Source organism: Caballeronia ptereochthonis (genome assembly GCF_001545075.1).
Lineage (GTDB): Bacteria > Pseudomonadota > Gammaproteobacteria > Burkholderiales > Burkholderiaceae > Caballeronia > Caballeronia ptereochthonis.
Window position 1 is genome coordinate 32776 of record NZ_FCOB02000035.1, and the last position, 17205, is coordinate 49980.

At 65.0% G+C, this 17205-nt stretch carries 12 protein-coding genes; 9 read left to right on the forward strand and 3 right to left on the reverse strand.

The window, feature by feature from the left end; genetic code table 11:
• The first annotated feature begins 51 nt into the window (after positions 1-51).
• Genes AWB83_RS29060 through AWB83_RS29070 form a run of 3 tightly spaced genes read left to right on the forward strand, consistent with a single transcriptional unit; the run spans position 52 to position 4531 of the window.
• Positions 52-2481 (forward strand): 3-hydroxyacyl-CoA dehydrogenase/enoyl-CoA hydratase family protein, encoded by a 2430-nt coding sequence (locus AWB83_RS29060; protein ID WP_087049083.1) that lies wholly within the window; start codon positions 52-54, stop codon positions 2479-2481.
• 30 nt (positions 2482-2511) lie between these two features.
• Positions 2512-3711, forward strand: a complete 1200-nt coding sequence (locus AWB83_RS29065; RefSeq protein ID WP_087049084.1) for an acetyl-CoA C-acyltransferase — start codon at positions 2512-2514, stop codon at positions 3709-3711.
• Positions 3712-3766: 55 nt separating this feature from the next.
• On the forward strand, positions 3767-4531 hold the full coding sequence (locus AWB83_RS29070; RefSeq protein WP_087049085.1) for an enoyl-CoA hydratase: 765 nt from the start codon (positions 3767-3769) through the stop codon (positions 4529-4531).
• A 6-nt stretch (positions 4532-4537) separates the two neighbouring features.
• On the opposite strand, the gene fdhD is transcribed toward AWB83_RS29070, so the two are convergent.
• The gene (gene fdhD, locus AWB83_RS29075) at positions 4538-5365 is read right to left on the reverse strand and encodes a formate dehydrogenase accessory sulfurtransferase FdhD (RefSeq protein WP_087049086.1); all 828 of its coding nucleotides are present in this window, start codon (positions 5363-5365) and stop codon (positions 4538-4540) included.
• A gap of 184 nt (positions 5366-5549) precedes the next feature.
• Here fdhD and AWB83_RS29080 point away from each other — a divergent pair, with 184 nt between their 5' ends.
• Together AWB83_RS29080 and AWB83_RS29085 are read left to right on the forward strand one after the other, a co-directional pair.
• Positions 5550-6029, forward strand: a complete 480-nt coding sequence (locus AWB83_RS29080; protein ID WP_087049087.1) for a nitrate reductase associated protein — start codon at positions 5550-5552, stop codon at positions 6027-6029.
• Positions 6030-6228: 199 nt separating this feature from the next.
• Positions 6229-9342, forward strand: coding sequence for a sensor domain-containing protein (locus AWB83_RS29085; protein ID WP_087049117.1), 3114 nt, complete (start codon positions 6229-6231; stop codon positions 9340-9342).
• 9 nt (positions 9343-9351) lie between these two features.
• Here AWB83_RS29085 and AWB83_RS29090 read toward each other — a convergent pair whose 3' ends face one another.
• Positions 9352-9747, reverse strand: coding sequence for an acyl-CoA thioesterase (locus AWB83_RS29090; RefSeq protein ID WP_087049088.1), 396 nt, complete (start codon positions 9745-9747; stop codon positions 9352-9354).
• 255 nt (positions 9748-10002) lie between these two features.
• On the opposite strand from AWB83_RS29090, the gene AWB83_RS29095 reads away from it, so the two are divergent.
• On the forward strand, positions 10003-11895 hold the full coding sequence (locus AWB83_RS29095) for an ABCB family ABC transporter ATP-binding protein/permease (RefSeq protein ID WP_087049089.1): 1893 nt from the start codon (positions 10003-10005) through the stop codon (positions 11893-11895).
• 41 nt (positions 11896-11936) lie between these two features.
• On the opposite strand, the gene AWB83_RS29100 is transcribed toward AWB83_RS29095, so the two are convergent.
• Entirely contained in the window at positions 11937-13325 is a 1389-nt protein-coding gene (locus AWB83_RS29100) for an MFS transporter (RefSeq protein ID WP_087049090.1), read from the reverse strand.
• Positions 13326-13661: 336 nt separating this feature from the next.
• On the opposite strand from AWB83_RS29100, the gene AWB83_RS29110 reads away from it, so the two are divergent.
• The 3 genes from AWB83_RS29110 (at position 13662) to AWB83_RS29120 (ending at position 17190) form a co-directional block, all read left to right on the forward strand.
• On the forward strand, positions 13662-14633 hold the full coding sequence (locus AWB83_RS29110) for a LysR family transcriptional regulator (protein WP_087049092.1): 972 nt from the start codon (positions 13662-13664) through the stop codon (positions 14631-14633).
• A gap of 109 nt (positions 14634-14742) precedes the next feature.
• Positions 14743-16035, forward strand: coding sequence for a Glu/Leu/Phe/Val family dehydrogenase (locus tag AWB83_RS29115; protein ID WP_087049093.1), 1293 nt, complete (start codon positions 14743-14745; stop codon positions 16033-16035).
• Between the two features lie 261 nt (positions 16036-16296).
• Positions 16297-17190, forward strand: coding sequence for a glutamate/aspartate ABC transporter substrate-binding protein (locus AWB83_RS29120; RefSeq protein WP_087049094.1), 894 nt, complete (start codon positions 16297-16299; stop codon positions 17188-17190).
• The last annotated feature ends 15 nt before the right edge of the window (positions 17191-17205 follow it).

Genomic DNA, 17205 nt, shown 5'->3' on the forward strand with positions numbered 1-17205 from the left:
ACCACAACCGCCGCAAGCAAAGTCTAGAAATTGAACCCTGGAGGCAAACCCGTGAGCACCCTCAACATTCGCAAAGTCGCCGTGCTCGGCGCGGGCGTGATGGGCGCGCAGATCGCCGCGCATCTGATCAACGCCCGCGTGCCCGTCGTGCTCTTCGATCTTCCCGCGAAGGAAGGCCCGAAGAACGGCATTGCGATGAAGGCCATCGAGAATCTGAAGAAGCTGTCGCCCGCGCCGCTAGGCGTAAAGGACGACGCGCAGTACATCGAGCCCGCAAACTATGACGACGACATCGCCCAACTCGCCGATTGCGATCTCGTGATCGAAGCCATCGCCGAGCGCATGGACTGGAAGCACGATCTCTACAAGAAAGTGTCGCCGCACATCGCGCCGCACGCGATCTTCGCGAGCAATACGTCCGGCCTTTCCATCACGGAGCTGTCGAACGGTTTCTCGGATGAACTGAAAGCGCGCTTCTGCGGCGTGCACTTCTTCAATCCGCCGCGCTACATGCATCTGGTCGAGCTGATTCCGACCGCGACGACTGCGCCGGAAATCCTCGATCAGCTCGAAACGTTCCTGACGAGCGTGATCGGCAAGGGCGTCGTGCGCGCGAAGGACACGCCGAACTTCATCGCCAACCGCGTCGGCGTGTTCTCGATTCTCGCCGTCATCGCCGAGGCCGAGAAGTTCGGTCTGCGCTTCGACGAAGTCGACGACCTCACCGGTGCGCGCCTCGGCCGCGCCAAGTCCGCGACCTTCCGCACGGCGGACGTCGTCGGTCTCGACACGATGGCGCACGTCATCAAAACGATGCAGGACAACCTGCCCGACGACCCGTTCTTTTCCGTCTACAAGACGCCGCCGGTGCTCGAAGCGCTGGTGAAAAGCGGCGCGCTGGGCCAGAAGACCGGCGCGGGCTTCTATCGCAAGGAAGGTAAGGCGATCAAGGTGCTCGACCCGAAGACCGCACAGTACGTCGACGGCGGCGCAAAGGCCGACGAGATCATCGGCCGCATCCTGAAGCGTCCGCCCGCCGAGCGCTTCAAGCTCTTGCGCGAAACCGACAACAAGCAGGCGCAATTCCTCTGGGCGATCTTCCGCGACGTGTTCCACTACATCGCCGTGCATCTGGAGTCGATCGCGGACAACGCGCGCGATGTCGATCTCGCGATCCGCTGGGGCTTCGGCTGGAATCAGGGGCCGTTCGAAAGCTGGCAGGCGGCGGGCTGGCAGCAGATCGCGAAGTGGGTGCAGGAAGATATCGATGCGGGCAAGGCGCTTTCGAACGCGCCGCTGCCCGCGTGGGTGCTCGATGGACCGGTCGCCGACAAAAACGGCGTGCATACCGACGAAGGGTCGTGGTCGCCGGGCGAACGCCGCTTCGTGCCGCGCTCGACGCTGCCCGTCTACGGGAAGCAGGTGTTCCGCGCGCCGCTCATCGGCGAGACCGGCGCCGATCCGAAGACCTACGGCAAGACGCTCTTCGAAACCGATAGCGTGCGCGCCTGGCTCGATCAGGAGGATGGCGATGTCGTCATCGTCTCGTTCAAGACGAAGCTGAACACCATCGGCCTGGGCGTGATCGACGGGCTCGCCCAAGCCATCGAACTCGCCGAGAAGGCATACCGCGGCGTCGTGATCTGGCAGCCGACGTCGCTGCAGCTCGGCGCGCCGGGCGGCCCGTTCTCGGCGGGCGCGAATCTCGAGGAAGCCATGCCCGCTTTCATGATGGGCGGCGCGAAGGGCATCGAGCCGTTCGTGAAGAAGTTCCAGCAAGGCATGCTGCGCGTGAAATACGCGAACGTGCCGGTGGTGTCGGCGGTGTCGGGCATCGCGCTCGGCGGCGGCTGCGAGTTGCTGCTGCATTCGGCGAAGCGCGTCGCGCATGTCGAGAGCTATATCGGCCTCGTCGAAGTCGGCGTGGGTCTCGTGCCGGCGGGCGGCGGTCTGAAGGAGGCGGCGCTGCGCGCGGCCGAAGCCGCGGGCGCCGTCAACGCGACGAGCGATCTGCTCAAGTTCCTGCAGAAGTCCTTCGAGAACGCGGCAATGGCGAAGGTTTCCTCCTCCGCGTTCGATGCCCGCGCGATGGGCTATCTGAAGCCGTCCGACACGATCGTCTTCAACGTGCACGAGCTGCTCGACATCGCGAAGAACGAAGCGCGCGCGCTGGCCGCATCGGGCTATCGTCCGCCGCTGCGCGTGAAGCAGGTGCCGGTCGCGGGCCGCTCGGCGATCTCGACGATCAAGGCCTCGCTAGTGAACATGCGCGACGGGCGCTTCATCAGCGATCACGATTATCTGATCGCGAGCCGCATCGCGGAGGCGGTATGCGGCGGCGACGTCGAAGCGGGCAGTCTCGTCGACGAGGAATGGCTGCTGGCGCTCGAGCGCCGCGCGTTCGTCGAACTGCTCGGCACGCAGAAGACGCAAGAGCGAATCATGGGCATGTTGCAGACCGGCAAGCCGGTTCGCAACTGAAGCGCGCGACACATTGGAGTTGACACACACATGAGCAAACAACTGCAAGACGCATATATCGTCGCCGCGAGCCGCACGCCGATCGGCAAGGCGCCGCGCGGCGTGTTCAGGAACACGCGCCCGGACGAACTGCTCGTTCACGCGATCAGATCGGCCGTCGCGCAAGTGCCGGGTCTCGACACGAGCGTGATCGAGGACGCCATCGTCGGCTGTGCGATTCCCGAAGCCGAGCAGGGGCTGAACGTCGCGCGCATGGGCGCGTTGCTGTCCGGCTTGCCGAATACCGTCGGCGGCGTCACGGTGAACCGCTTCTGCGCGTCGGGCCTGACCACGCTCGCGATGGCGGCGGACCGCATCCGCGTCGGCGAAGCCGAAGCGATGATCGCCGGCGGCTGCGAGTCGATGAGCATGGTGCCGATGATGGGCAACAAGCCGTCGCTGTCGCCGCATATCTTCGATCGCAATGAAGACGTCGGCATCGCGTATGGCATGGGTCTGACGGCGGAGAAAGTCGCGGAGCGCTGGAAAGTGAGCCGCGAGGCGCAGGACGCGTTCGCGGTCGAGTCGCATCGCAAGGCGCTGGCGGCGCAACAGGCGGGTGAGTTCGCCGATGAAATCGCCGCTTATACGCTGAATGAGCGCTTTCCCGATCTCGCGACCGGCGAAGTGCGCGTGAACGCGCGCGAAATCGCGCTCGACGAAGGCCCGCGCGCGGATACGTCGATCGAAGGTCTGGCCAAGCTGCGCCCGGTGTTCGCGAACAAAGGCTCGGTCACGGCGGGCAACAGCTCGCAGACTTCGGACGGCGCGGGCGCGCTGATCGTCGTGTCGGAGAAGGTGCTCAAACAGTTCAACCTGACGCCGCTCGCGCGCTTCGTGAGCTTCGCGGTGCGCGGCGTGCCGCCGGAGATCATGGGCATCGGGCCGAAGGAAGCGATTCCGGCCGCGCTGAAGGCGGCAGGCTTGAAGCAGGACGACATCGACTGGATCGAGCTGAACGAGGCTTTTGCGGCGCAGGCGCTCGCGGTAATCGGCGATCTCGGCCTCGATGCATCGAAGGTCAATCCGCTCGGCGGTGCGATCGCGCTCGGCCATCCGCTTGGCGCCACGGGCGCGATTCGCGCGTCGACGGTCGTGCACGGCCTGCGGCGGCGCAACCTGAAGTACGGCATGGTGACGATGTGCGTCGGCACCGGCATGGGCGCAGCGGGCATCATCGAACGGCTTTGATCGCGGATGGTCCGCGGGTGTCATCGCTCGCGGACCGGCATGAAGGAGACAGCGGATGGAGATTCAGATCGAACGCGCGGACGGCGTCCTGAGCATCGTGCTCAATCGTCCGGAGAAGAAGAACGCGATCACGGCGGCGATGTATCAGGAAATGGCCGACGGCCTTTACGAAGCCGAGATGGACCCGACCGTGCGCGCCGTGCTGATTCGCGCCAACGGCAGCACGTTCAGCGCGGGTAACGATCTCGACGACTTCCTGAACGATCCACCCAAGGGACTCGACGCGCCCGTGTTCCAGTTCCTGCGGCGGATCAGCGGCTTTCCGAAGCCGATCGTGGCGGCCGTCACGGGTGCGGCGGTGGGCATCGGCACGACGATGCTCCTGCACTGCGACATCGTCTACGCGAGCCCGAACGCGAAATTTTCGCTGCCGTTCGCACAGCTCGGCTTGTGCCCGGAGGCGGCGTCGAGTCTCTTGCTGCCGCGCACGGCGGGCTATCAGCGCGCGGCGGAAAAGCTCCTGCTGGGCGAGGCGTTTGACGTGAACGAAGCAATCGGCATGGGCTTCGTGAACGGCGCGATCGATGCGGGCGAACTCGACGCCTATGCATTCGAGAGGGCGAAACGGCTGGCGCTGCTGCCGGCCTCGTCGCTGCGCGTGACGAAAGGGCTGTTGAAGGGCGCGCAGGCGAACGAGGTGTCGTTGCGCATGGAAGACGAAGCCGTGCACTTCGCGCGGATGCTGGTTGCCCCCGAGGCGCGCGAAGCGTTTCAGGCCTTCTTCGAGAAGCGCAAGCCCGACTTCAGCAAGTTCGAGTAAGAAGCGTCAGTCGACGTCGTATTCGACAAAGCTGTTCTCGCGCGCGAAGCTGACGAGCCGCAAGCCCGCCTGCTTCGCGATCGCGATGGCGAGCGACGTCGGCGCGGAAATGGTCGCGATCATCGGCACGCCGACGCGCGCCGACTTGCGCACGAGCTCATAGCTCGCGCGGCTCGACAGGAACACGAAGCCTTGCGTCGTGTCCTCGCGCCGCAGGATCAGCTGACCGATGAGCTTGTCGAGCGCGTTATGCCGCCCGACATCCTCGAATGCGTGACGCACCGCGCCGGTTTCGTCGCACCAGGCGGCGGCGTGCAAACCCCCCGTCAGCTTCGTCAATTGCTGATGCGCCGGCAATTCGCGCGCGGCGCGTTCGATCGCATCGGGCGCGAGGCGCGCGAGAAAGCCGGTGTCGGGCACGCGCTCGGGCTGAAGATCGAGCAATTCGATGCTCTCGATGCCGCACACGCCGCAGCCGGTGCGTCCCGCGAGCGCGCGGCGCTTGTCCTTGAGCGATGCGAACGCCTGCTGCACGACCTGCAGATGCACCTCGGCATGCGGCAATACGACGCCGTCATCGCGAAAGTAAACCTCGATGTCGTGGATATCGCTGCCGCGCTCGACGATGCCCTCGGTCAGCGAGAAGCCCACGGCGAACGCTTCGAGATCGCGCGGCGTGCACATCATCACAGCGTGCGAAATGCCGTTGAAAACGAGTGCGACGGGCCATTCCTGGCCCACGTTGTCCGCGACGACCGCGCTTTCGCTCCTGCGATGCCTGCGCACCAGGCGCTCGACGAAGCCGGGCTGATCGTCGGTTTCGAGTTGATTCACTTTGCTGCTCCTGAGCGCCTGTTTCGAGTAAAGTCGGGTACGTAGCTTGCTGCGTATTCTTGCTGATCGCGAACACGCGGTCAGCGGCTTGATTGCAATGGTTCCCGCCAGATCCAAGGCCCTACAATAACTTAAGGTGGCGATGCGCGCCGCGCAGCCCCCTCAATCCAACGAGGCTTTCGTTATGGGACTCTACGACGCCGCCCGTCTCTTCGGATTCGAAGTCGAATCCTCTGACAATCTGACCTTCATTCCGCTTGCCGTGCGCTTCAATCTCGATCGTTTCGGCATGCGCATCACGCTCGATCAATGGCAGCAGCTTCCCTACGACGATCGCGTGCTGCTTGCGCGCTTTCCGGTCGAGGACGATGCCGACCTCGAGAAGAACTTCGATCTCGCGCTCGAAGAGATGATGAAAACCCACGGGAACGCCGCGCCCGGGAGGATCGAGCGCGACCCCGATCCTGTCTGGGCGCACGCCGACGCCGTGCCCGAGACCGTGATCCGCCAGAGCAGTCTATGCGGCCTGAGCGCACCGAGCCTCTCGCGCTGGGCAAAGCTCGACCGCTTCCAGCGTTATGCGCTCGCGAAACTCTCGCGTAACACGGACAAGGTCAACCACGACTTCCTGCCCGCGATGCGCGAGTTCGGCCTCGCCGAGTAAGGGTCGAAGCCCCGCAAACGTTAAGCGGGCGCTTTAATCGGATTATTTGACGGCGGCCCCTAAACCCCGGGCCATCGATGCCGTTATTGGACGTTATCCATCAATCGCGACGTGGACGCTTTCCACGTCGCGCATTCGCGTGGGCGCGCGTCTTCTCGATGCGCTTCCGACGCGCACCAAAGGATTACGCCCGCCGCTCATGATTCGATTCCTCTCCAGGGGTTTGCTCGTCAACATCGCCGTAGTGCTGGCCGCGCTCGGCGCCAACGCCTTCGTCGCGTGCGAACGAATCGGCGATCTGCGCGAAAGCGACGCGCGCACGCTGCGCTCCATGAGTCTCTTGCACGATCTCGTGGCCTGGCGCGGCACGCTCGGCGAATCGCTCACGCAACTGAGCCGCTTCGAAGCGACGGGCATCGTCGAAACCGGGGCGAGGCATCAGGAGCGCGAAGCCCATCTCGACGCGCTCGAAAGCGGCCTGCGCGCGCAGATCGCGATGGCGCCCGGCATGACCGGCGCATTCGAAGCGCTGGCGGCCCGCGCCGCCGTGATGCGCCGCGACGGCAATCACGCGTTCGAACGCGCGCGCGACGCGGGTCCCGACGAATCCCGCGCATGGGCCGACGCCGCGTTCGTCACGCTCGGCGAAGACCAGCAAGCGGTCGACGACGCGCTGTCAGCAGTGCGCTCGCGCATCGACGAAGCGACGCTCGTCGCGCTCGATCAGTCGGCACAGGCATCGAGCGGCGCGATGCTGCTGCTCGCCTTCACGATGCTCGCCGGCAGCGGCGTGCTCATCTGGCTGTTCGCGAGTCGCGAGCGGCAGTCGCGCGAGAAGCTCGGCATCGTGCGGGCGAGGCAGCGCAGCAACGAGCGCTTTCGCGGCATGTTCGAGGCGCATCCGGTGCCGATGTGGATCGTCGATCGCGAGACCATGCGCTTCATCGCCGTGAATCCGGCCGCGCGCGAGCATTTCGGCTTCGACGAGCCGGAGTTCATGGGCATGACGCTGTGCGATCTGCACTACGCCGACGACTTCGACAGCTTCGCCGCGCGGCTTGCGCGCAGCGGCGGCGAGACGGGCGAGCGCGCGGCGCCGGGGCAAGGCTCGGCGGGCGTGTGGCGCTATCGCCGCAAGGACGGGTCGATCGTCAGCGCCGATGTGTCGCATCACGCGCTCACGTATTCGAATCGCCCGGGCATCTTCATGCTGGCGAACGACGTGACCGACCGCATCAACGCGGAGGCGGAGGCGCGCCGCTCGAACGAGATGCTCGAGACGGTGATCGACAACATTCCGCAGCGCGTGTTCTGGAAGGACCGCGAGTTGCGCTATCTGGGCTGCAACAACGCTTTCGCGCGCGATGCGGGCCTCGCGTACAACGAGCAGGTGATCGGCAAGACCGACTACGAATTGCCGTGGGGCGCGCAGGCGGACGTCGTGCGCGCCGACGACGAGGAGGTCATCGTGACGACCGTGCCGAAGATGCACTACGAACGCGACATCGTGATGGGCGGCCAGCTGCACACCATCGTCACGAGCAAGCTGCCGCTGCTCGACGGCGAAGGGCAGCCCATCGGCGTGCTCGGCTCGTATCACGACGTCACGGATCGCAAGCGCGCCGAGCTCGCGCTGCGCCTGCAAAGCCGCGCGCTCGACGCGAGCGTGAACGCCATTCTGATCACGGGCGTCGTCGATGGCGCGAACGTCATCGAGTATGCGAACCCGGCGTTCAAGCGCATCACCGGTTACGACCCGAGCGAAGTGATCGGACAGGACTGCCGCTTCCTGCACGGCCCGGACGGCGATCAGGACGGACTCGCCGCGATCCGCCGCGCGCTCGACGCGAACCTGGAGGCGAGCGTCGTGGTGCGCAACTACCGCAAGGACGGCGCGCTTTTCTGGAACCAGCTCTTCGTCGCGCCCGTGCCGAATGCGCAGGGACTGACGACGCACCACATCGGCATCATCAACGACGTGACCGATCTGATGCGCTATCAGGAAGAGCTCGAATATCAGGCGAATTACGACACGCTCACGCGCCTGCCGAACCGCAATCTGCTGCGCGACCGGCTTCAGCACGCGATCGAGCAGGCGCGGCGGCGCGAGACGAAGATCGCCGTCGTGTTCATGGATCTCGACGGCTTCAAGAACGTCAACGACAGCCTCGGACACAGCGTCGGCGACCGGCTGCTCGCGGTGATCGCGGAGCGTCTGGCGCGCTCGGCGCGATCGAGCGACACGGTCGCGCGCCACGGCGGCGACGAGTTCGTGATCGTGCTGCCCGACCTGACCGACGAAGCCGGCCTGATCGCGTGGATGGAGCGCACGCGCGCCGCGATCTCGGAGCCGGTGTGGATCGACGACACTGAGCTGTACGTCGGCTGCAGCATGGGCGCGAGCCTCTATCCGCAGGACGGGGACGACGCCGAAACCGTCATGAAGAAGGCCGATCTCGCGATGTATCGCGCGAAGGACATGGGCCGCAACACGTATCAGTTCTACCAGCCGGAGATGAACGCGAGCGTCGGCGCGCGCATGAATCTCGAACGGCGCCTGCGGCGCGCGCTGCGCGACGGCGAGTTCCTGCTGCACTATCAGCCGCAGGTGGACATGACGACGCGCGCGATCGTCGGCATCGAGGCGCTCGTGCGCTGGCACGATCCGGAGCAGGGGCTGGTATCGCCGGCGTCTTTCATTCCGGTCGCGGAGGAGAGCGGCCTGATCGGGCCGCTGTCGGAATGGGTGCTGCGCGAGGCGTGCCGGCAGAACAAGGCCTGGCAGGATGCCGGGCTGCCGCCCGCGCGCGTCTCGGTGAACCTGTCTGCGCGGCACTTCCAGCAGCGCGACATCGCGCGGCTCGTCACGTCGGTGCTGGAAGAAACCGGACTCGAGCCGCGCTATCTCGAGCTCGAACTCACCGAGAGCGCGATCATGCGCAACGCCGAGGAAGCGATCACGATGCTCTCGGAGCTATCGGCGCTCGGCATCGGCATTGCGATCGACGACTTCGGCACCGGCTACTCGAGCCTGTCCTACCTCAAGCGCTTTCCGGTGCATCGGCTGAAGATCGACCGCTCGTTCGTCGCCGACATCGGCGAGTCGAGCGACGACGAAACCATCACGTCGGCGATCATCGCGCTCGCGCATTCGCTGGAATTGCAGGTGATCGCGGAAGGCGTCGAAACGTCTGCGCAGCACGAATTCCTGCGCGAACGCGACTGCGACGAGATGCAAGGCTATCTCTTCTCGCGCCCGATGCCGCACGACGCGATTCCGGGTCTTTTGCAGCAGGGCGTGTTGCCCCACTGATTGCGCTTTTTAGTCGAGCGACGGCAGCACGCGCGGACGCCGGTCGCGGTCGGTCGCGACGTAGGTGAGCGTCGCCTCCGTCACCTTGACGACTTCTTCGGCGAGGTTCATGCGCTGCGCATAGACCTCGACCGACACCGTGACGGACGTATTCCCCGTTTTCACGATATCGGCGTAAAAGCTCAGCAAATCGCCGACGAACACGGGATGCTTGAAGAGGAACGAGTTCACCGCGACAGTCGCGACGCGGCCGTTCGCGCGGCGGCTCGCCGGAATGGAGCCGGCGATGTCGACCTGCGCCATGATCCATCCGCCGAAGACGTCGCCGTGGACGTTGGCGTCGGCGGGCTGCGGCACGACGCGCAGCGCGACCGGCTTCTGGGGGAGTCTGGATTGATCCGTCATGGCAGGGATTCCGGTTTGGCAGAGCGGCTGGAAGGCTCGCGGGCGCAAGCGGCCCCTTGAACCTTCTGCGACAATGCCTATTTATGGATGACCCCGTGGGCGCGAGGCAATGACCTCGATGACGCCGGGGCTTGCAGCAAATTGTACGGGAAAGCATGCCACAGACGTGCTCCCGCTCGACGACATACGCGTCCCCTGCAACGCCGACGCCGCGCTTGAGCCCGCTCGCGCGACGCGCCCGAACGATACGAACTCATGCGCCGCTTCCCCAACAGAGAGCCCGGGCCAGCGCCCCAGGGCCCGCGCAACGACTGGCAGACGATCCGCTCGCTGCTGCCTTACCTCACGACGTACAAATGGCGCGTCGCGTTCGCGCTGTCGTGCCTGATCGGCGCGAAGGTCGCGAACCTCGGCGTTCCGATCGTGATGAAGCGCATCGTCGACAGCCTCGCGTCCGTGCAGCATCTCACCGCGCTCGGACGCGCGCACGACGCGCCGGGCATCGTGCTGATCGGCGGCATCGGGCTGCTCGTGATCGCTTACGCGGCCGCGCGGCTTTCCACCTCGCTCTTCACGGAGTTGCGCGAGCTGCTTTTCGCGAAGGTGACCGAAAGCGCCGTGCGGCAACTCGCCCTGCAGGTGTTCAGGCATCTGCACTCGCTGTCGCTGCGCTTTCATCTGGAACGGCAGACGGGCGGCATGTCGCGCGACATCGAGCGCGGCACGCGCGGCATCCAGCAACTCGTTTCCTATTCGCTCTACAGCATCCTGCCGACGCTCGTCGAAGTCGGGCTCGTGCTCGCGTTCTTCGTGACGAAATACGAGGCGTATTACGCGCTCGTCACGCTCGTCGCGCTCGTCACGTACATCGTGTTCACGGTGAAGGTGACCGAGTGGCGCACGCATTTCCGCCGCACGATGAACGATCTCGATTCGAAGGCGAACTCGCGCGCGATCGATTCGCTGCTCAACTACGAGACCGTCAAGTACTTCGGCAACGAGGAATGGGAGACGCGCCGCTACGACGAGAACCTCCAGCGCTATCGCACGGCCGCGATCAAGTCGCAACGCTCGCTGTCGCTGCTCAACTTCGGGCAGCAGACGATCATCGGCATCGGGCTGGTGTTCATTCTGTGGCGCGCGACGCAGGGCGTGATGGCCGGGCGCCTCACGCTCGGCGATCTCGTGCTCATCAACACGTTCATGCTGCAGCTCTACATTCCGCTGAATTTCCTCGGCGTGGTGTATCGCGAGCTCAAGCAGGCGCTGACCGACATGGATCGCATGTTCACCCTGCTTTCCGCGGGCCGGGAAGTGCCCGATGCGCCGAACGCCCAGCCGCTCGCGGTGCGCGGCGGGGAGGTGCGCTTCGAGAACGTGAGCTTCTCGTACGAGAAGGCGAGGCCCATTCTGCACGGCGTCGATTTCACGATTCCGGCGGGCACGACGACAGCGGTGGTCGGACACAGCGGCTCGGGCAAATCGACGCTCGGGCGTCTGCTCTTCCGCTTTTACGATCTCGATCGCGCGCAGGGCGGAGGCATCAGCATCGACGGACAGGACATCCGCGACGTCACGCAGGATTCGTTGCGCGCGGCGATCGGCATCGTGCCGCAGGACACCGTGCTCTTCAACGATTCGATCTACTACAACATCGCGTATGGACGCCCGTCCGCGAGCCGCGAGGAAGTGATCGCGGCGGCGCGCGCGGCGCATATCCACGACTTCATCGAGGCATTGCCGCAGGGTTACGACACGCCGGTCGGCGAGCGCGGGCTGAAGCTCTCGGGCGGCGAGAAGCAGCGCGTCGCGATCGCGCGCACGCTCCTCAAGAATCCGCCGATCCTGATCTTCGACGAAGCCACGTCCGCGCTCGATTCGAAATCCGAACGCGCGATCCAGCACGAGCTCGATTCGATCGCGCGCGAGCGCACGACGCTCATCATCGCGCACCGGCTGTCGACGGTCGTGCATGCGCAACAGATCATCGTGATGGATCATGGACGCATCGTGGAGCGCGGCACGTTCGCGGATCTGTTGAGCGCGGGCGGGTTGTTTGCGCAGATGTGGATGTTGCAGCAGCAGCGCGCGGGCGACTCCGATGCGGGCGAGGCGGCGCTGGATCAGCGGGATACGGCGGGGGTCTGAAGCGCTTGGGCGGCGCGCCGAAGCCGCCGCCCGGCAGACACTTACTCCATCGCGTGGGCTCCGCCGATCGCGACGCTTTCACGTCCTTGCGCCGCCGTCGACGACCAGCGCAGCCACTGACCGCGCAGCAGGAACAACGCGCCGAACGCGCAGGTCGCCAGCACGCCGAAGGTCGCGAAGCCCATCTGATAGCTGCCCGTGCTTTCCTTCGCGATGCCCATGATCACCGGCAGATAGAACCCGCCGATGCCGCCCGCCGCACCCACGATTCCCGAGAGCAGTCCCGTCCTGCCCTTCCAGCGATGCGGCACGAGCTGGAACGTCGAGCCGTTGCCGAGACCAAACGCGATGTAGAGGCAGATCAGGATCGCGAGACCGCCGGCAACCGGCGGCATCCAGATCGCGAACGTGAAGTCGCCGACGGCAATCGCGGCGAGCAGCACCAGCAGCGCGCGCACGCCCGTCACGCGATCGGCGACATAGCCGCCGAACGGACGCACGATCGCGCCGAGGAACGCGAGCAGCGACATGAAGAGGCCCGCTTCGAGCTTGGGCATCTGATAGAGCGACGTGAGCAGCAGCGTCACATACGACGACATGCCGACGAAGCCGCCAAAGGTAATGCTGTAGATCAGCATGATCGCCCACGTATCGCGCTCGCCGAGCACCGAGCGATAGCGATGCGGCAGCACGGCGATCGCGATGAGCGCGCCGATCACCGGCAGGAGCAGCACGCCGGCCTTTCCGCCGCCGAACACGCCGGCGTTCACCGCGAGCACCAGCACGATCAGACTCAGGAGCGTGACCGCGAAGCTCGACAGCGCGCGCATCGTGCTGCCCGTCTTCTCGCCGGCATCCGACGCCCATGCGTACAGCGCGACCGCGGTAATCGCGAGCAGCGGCAGGGCGGCTGCGGTCGACATCTTCCAGCCGAAGGCGTCGGCCAGATGCGGGAACAGGAAGCCGTCGAGCACCGCGCCGATGTTGCCCGCGGCGGCGAGACCGAGCACGAGCCCCTGGACCTTCGGCGGATAGTTGCTACCCGCCATCGGCAGCGCGACGGCGAAGCTCGCGCCGCCCATGCCGAGGAACACGCCGAGCACGAGCAGCAGCGCATACGACGGCACGCCGGGCGCGAGCGGCAGCACGATCGACGGAATCGACGAGAGTAAGACGCCCATCAGCGCGACGCGGCGGCCGTCGGTCGACTGATAGAGATTGCCCAGCGTGACGCGCAGGATGGCCGCGGCCAGCACCGGCACCGCGACGAGGAAGCCTTGCTGCGCGGCGGACATGATCACGTCGCGGCCGATGAACGGCGCGAGCGGCCCGTACAGCACCCAGACGGTGAAACCCGTATCGAAGTAAAGGAAGCAGGCGAGAAGCGAGCGCCAGTTGCCGCTCTTGAGCGAAGCGATCAGGTTGGACATTGCGGGGTTCCGTGTGCGAGCGCGCTCGTTAATGAGCAGGCAACGGCCCGCAAAATTGCAAGCATCATGCCAATGAAATGCATGTTTATGCGCGATGCGGCGAAGAGCGAGAGCGGGCGCGGGATTCCGGCACACGCGGGCGCAGCGGCGGGTGTGCGTGTTCGTTTCCTGGCCCGGTCGGCGTTCCAGCTGGCGAGCACCGCGCGCGTGCGCGGCCGCCTGCGGATGGTGCGCCGCGCCTTCGTGCGGTTCATGCGCCCGCTAGAATGTTTTCTTTGCCGCTCAAGCATCGCGCGCACCCGAAATGCACGGAACTGATCGCACGGAACTGATCGCATGGAACTGAAATGGCTGGAAGACTTCGTCTCCCTCGCAGAGACGCGCAGCTTTAGCCGCTCCGCCGAGCTTCGGCACATCACGCAGCCCGCGTTCTCGCGGCGCATCCAGGCGCTCGAGGCGTGGCTGGGCACGGAACTCATCGACCGTTCGGTGTATCCGACGCGGCTCACCCAAGCCGGAAACGTGTTCTACGAGCAGGCGCTCGCGATGCTCTCGCAGTTTCACGAGGCGCGCACGCTTTTGCGCGGGCAGGGCGGCGTGCCCGCGGCGACCATCGAGTTCGCCGTGCCGCATACGCTTTCGCTCACGTACTTTCCGCGCTGGCTGGAGCACATCGAGGCGCGGCTGGGCCGCATCCGCACGCGGCTGCGCGCGCTCAACGTGCACGATGCGGTGCTGTCGCTCGTCGAAGGCGGCTGCGATCTCGTGATGGGCTATCACCATCCGAGCCATCCGGTTGCGCTCGATCCGGCGCGCTACGACATGCTCACGCTCGGCGCCGAGCCGATCAGCCCGTTCTCGGCCGTCACCAAGGGCGGACGCGCGCGCTACACGCTGCCCGCCACCGCGGACTCGCCCGCGCCGTATTTGTCGTACACGCCGAACGCGTATCTCGGCCGCATGACCGAAGTCATCATCGCGACGTCGCCGACGCGCCTCTATCTCGACAAGGTCTACGAAACCGACATGGCCGAAGGACTGAAAGCGATGGCGCTCGCGGGCCACGGCGTCGCGTTCCTGCCGCACAGCGCCGTCGAGGATGCGGTGGAGGAAGGGCGGCTCATCCGCCTCGATCGGGGAACGCGCGGCACGCCCGCCGGTCAGTTCACGCTGACGATGGAAATCCGGCTCTATCGCGACAAGCTCGCGGCGCAGGGCGAGGAGCCGCGTCAGGCATTGATGCGCGCGCTCTGGGACGCGGTCGGTGAGGAATTGCTGAAGGCATCGTCGGGAACGCCCGCCGCGTAAGGTTGCGCGACGTTATGCAGGAAACGCATGATGGGATAAGGAAACGGCATTGGATTTGGAAACGCCGTTTTTCGACAATGAACGCATTCCACACACCGCTGGAGCTTCAATGTCCTCTCCGAAGTACGACCATGCCATCCCCTCGTATCTGCATGCCGACGATCTCGGCCCGTGGGGCAACTACCTGAAGCAGGTCGATCGCGTCGCTCCCTATCTCGGTTCTCTTTCCCGCTGGCTCGAAACGCTCAAGCGCCCGAAGCGCATTCTCATCGTCGATTGCCCGATCGAGCTCGATAACGGTACCGTCGCGCACTTCGAAGGCTACCGCGTGCAGCACAACACCTCGCGCGGTCCCGGCAAGGGCGGCGTGCGTTACCACCAGGACGTGACACTCTCCGAAGTGATGGCGCTGTCCGCGTGGATGTCGGTGAAGAACGCGGCCGTGAACGTGCCGTACGGCGGCGCGAAGGGCGGCATCCGCGTCGATCCGCGCACGCTCTCGCGCGGCGAGCTCGAGCGCGTGACGCGTCGCTACACCAGCGAGATCGGCATCATCATCGGGCCGAATACCGATATTCCCGCGCCGGACGTGAACACGAACGAGCAGATCATGGCGTGGATGATGGACACCTACTCCATGAACCAGGGCCAGACGGCCACGGGCGTCGTGACCGGCAAGCCGATCTCGCTCGGCGGCTCGCTCGGCCGCAAGGAAGCGACGGGCCGCGGCGTGTTCGTCGTCGGCACGGAAGCGGCGCGGCGCATCGGCATGGAGATCGAAGGCGCGCGCATCGCCGTGCAGGGCTTCGGCAACGTGGGCGGCATCGCGGCCAAGCTGTTCCAGGAAGCGGGCGCGCGCGTGATCGCCGTGCAGGATCACACCGGCACGATCCATAACTCGAAGGGCATCGATACCATCGCGCTGCTCGATCACGTCGCGAAGAACGGCGGCGTCGGCGGCTTCGCGGGCGCGGATCCGGTGCAGGCGGAAGAGTTCTGGATGATCGAAACCGACATCCTGATTCCGGCCGCGCTGGAAAACCAGATCACCGAGAAGAACGCGTCGAAGATTCGCACGAAGATCGTCGTCGAAGGCGCGAACGGTCCGACCACGACCGCCGCCGACGACATCCTGAACGACAAGGGCATCCTCGTGATTCCGGACGTGATCGCGAACGCGGGCGGCGTGACCGTGTCGTACTTCGAATGGGTGCAGGATTTCTCGAGCTTCTTCTGGACGGAAGACGAGATCAACCAGCGCCTCGAGCGCGTGATGCGCGAGGCGTTCGCCGGCGTGTGGCAGGTCGCGAGCGAGCAGAAGGTTTCAGTGCGCACGGCGGCGTTCATCGTCGCATGTACGCGGATCCTGATGGCGCGCGAAATGCGCGGCCTGTATCCCTGATCCGATGCAGCGGCGGGTTCGTTGCAACCGGCGTCGGGCAAGCGGCTCGCGGATGGCGGGCCGCGTTCGCGCCCTATAAATAATGCGGGCGGCATTCTTCGGAATGCCGCCCGCATTTGCATGGAAAATACATTAATATGCGCGGTCTTACGGGGTTGCACCCGAGCGTCTCGCAAATAAGACGACGTGGGTTAACAATCATTCTTTCAGAATAATTACCCTGCTAAACTTGCCCCGTTTTTTGCCACAGGAGATCGAACAATGAAGATTAAAAAGGCTGCGCTGCTCGTCGCCGCGCTCGGATTTCTCGCCACCGGCGCCTACGCTCAGGACGCCGGCACGCTCAAGAAAATCAAGGACACGGGTGTGATCTCGCTGGGGCACCGCGAATCGTCCATTCCGTTTTCGTACTATGACGACAAGCAGAACGTCGTCGGCTACTCGCATGAATTCGCACTGAAGGTCGTCGACGCGGTGAAGCAGAAGCTGAACATGCCGGACCTGAAGGTGAAGCTCACGCCGATCACCTCGCAGAACCGCATTCCGCTCGTGCAGAACGGCACCGTGGACATCGAGTGCGGCTCGACCACGAACAACGCCGAGCGCCAGCAGCAGGTTTCCTTCTCGAACACGATCTTCGTGATCGGCACGCGTCTCATGACCAAGAAGGATTCCGGCGTGAAGGACTGGGCCGACCTGAAGGGCAAGACCGTCGTGACGACCGCCGGCACGACGTCCGAGCGCCTGCTTCGCAAGATGAATCAGGACAAGAGCATGGGCATGAACATCATCAGCGCGAAGGACCACGGCGAGTCGTTCCTGACGCTGTCGACGGGCCGCGCCGTCGCGTTCATGATGGACGATGCGCTGCTCGCGGGCGAGCGCGCCAAGTCCAACAACCCGAACGATTTCGTGATCGTCGGGGCGCCGCAATCGCATGAAGCGTACGGCTGCATGATCCGCAAGAACGATCCCGAGTTCAAGAAGGTCGTCGACGACGCGATCGCCAAGGTCGAAACGTCGGGCGAAGCCGACAAGATCTACAAGAAGTGGTTCGAAAGCCCGATCCCGCCGAAGGGCCTCAACCTCAACTTCCCGGAAAGTGACGACATGAAGGCTCTCTTCAAGAGCCCGAATGACAAGGCAATCGACTAACCGGTTCGAGTATCG

Bases quoted from the DNA above. Each gene is read 5' to 3' on its own strand.
- AWB83_RS29065 (WP_087049084.1), top strand. From the start codon at position 2,512: ATGAGCAAACAACTGCAAGACGCATATATCGTCGCCGCGAGCCGCACG.
- AWB83_RS29070 (WP_087049085.1), top strand. From the start codon at position 3,767: ATGGAGATTCAGATCGAACGCGCGGACGGCGTCCTGAGCATCGTGCTC.
- AWB83_RS29080 (WP_087049087.1), top strand. From the start codon at position 5,550: ATGGGACTCTACGACGCCGCCCGTCTCTTCGGATTCGAAGTCGAATCC.
- AWB83_RS29085 (WP_087049117.1), top strand. From the start codon at position 6,229: ATGATTCGATTCCTCTCCAGGGGTTTGCTCGTCAACATCGCCGTAGTG.
- AWB83_RS29090 (WP_087049088.1), bottom strand. From the start codon at position 9,747: ATGACGGATCAATCCAGACTCCCCCAGAAGCCGGTCGCGCTGCGCGTC.
- AWB83_RS29095 (WP_087049089.1), top strand. From the start codon at position 10,003: ATGCGCCGCTTCCCCAACAGAGAGCCCGGGCCAGCGCCCCAGGGCCCG.
- AWB83_RS29100 (WP_087049090.1), bottom strand. From the start codon at position 13,325: ATGTCCAACCTGATCGCTTCGCTCAAGAGCGGCAACTGGCGCTCGCTT.
- AWB83_RS29110 (WP_087049092.1), top strand. From the start codon at position 13,662: ATGGAACTGAAATGGCTGGAAGACTTCGTCTCCCTCGCAGAGACGCGC.
- AWB83_RS29115 (WP_087049093.1), top strand. From the start codon at position 14,743: ATGTCCTCTCCGAAGTACGACCATGCCATCCCCTCGTATCTGCATGCC.
- AWB83_RS29120 (WP_087049094.1), top strand. From the start codon at position 16,297: ATGAAGATTAAAAAGGCTGCGCTGCTCGTCGCCGCGCTCGGATTTCTC.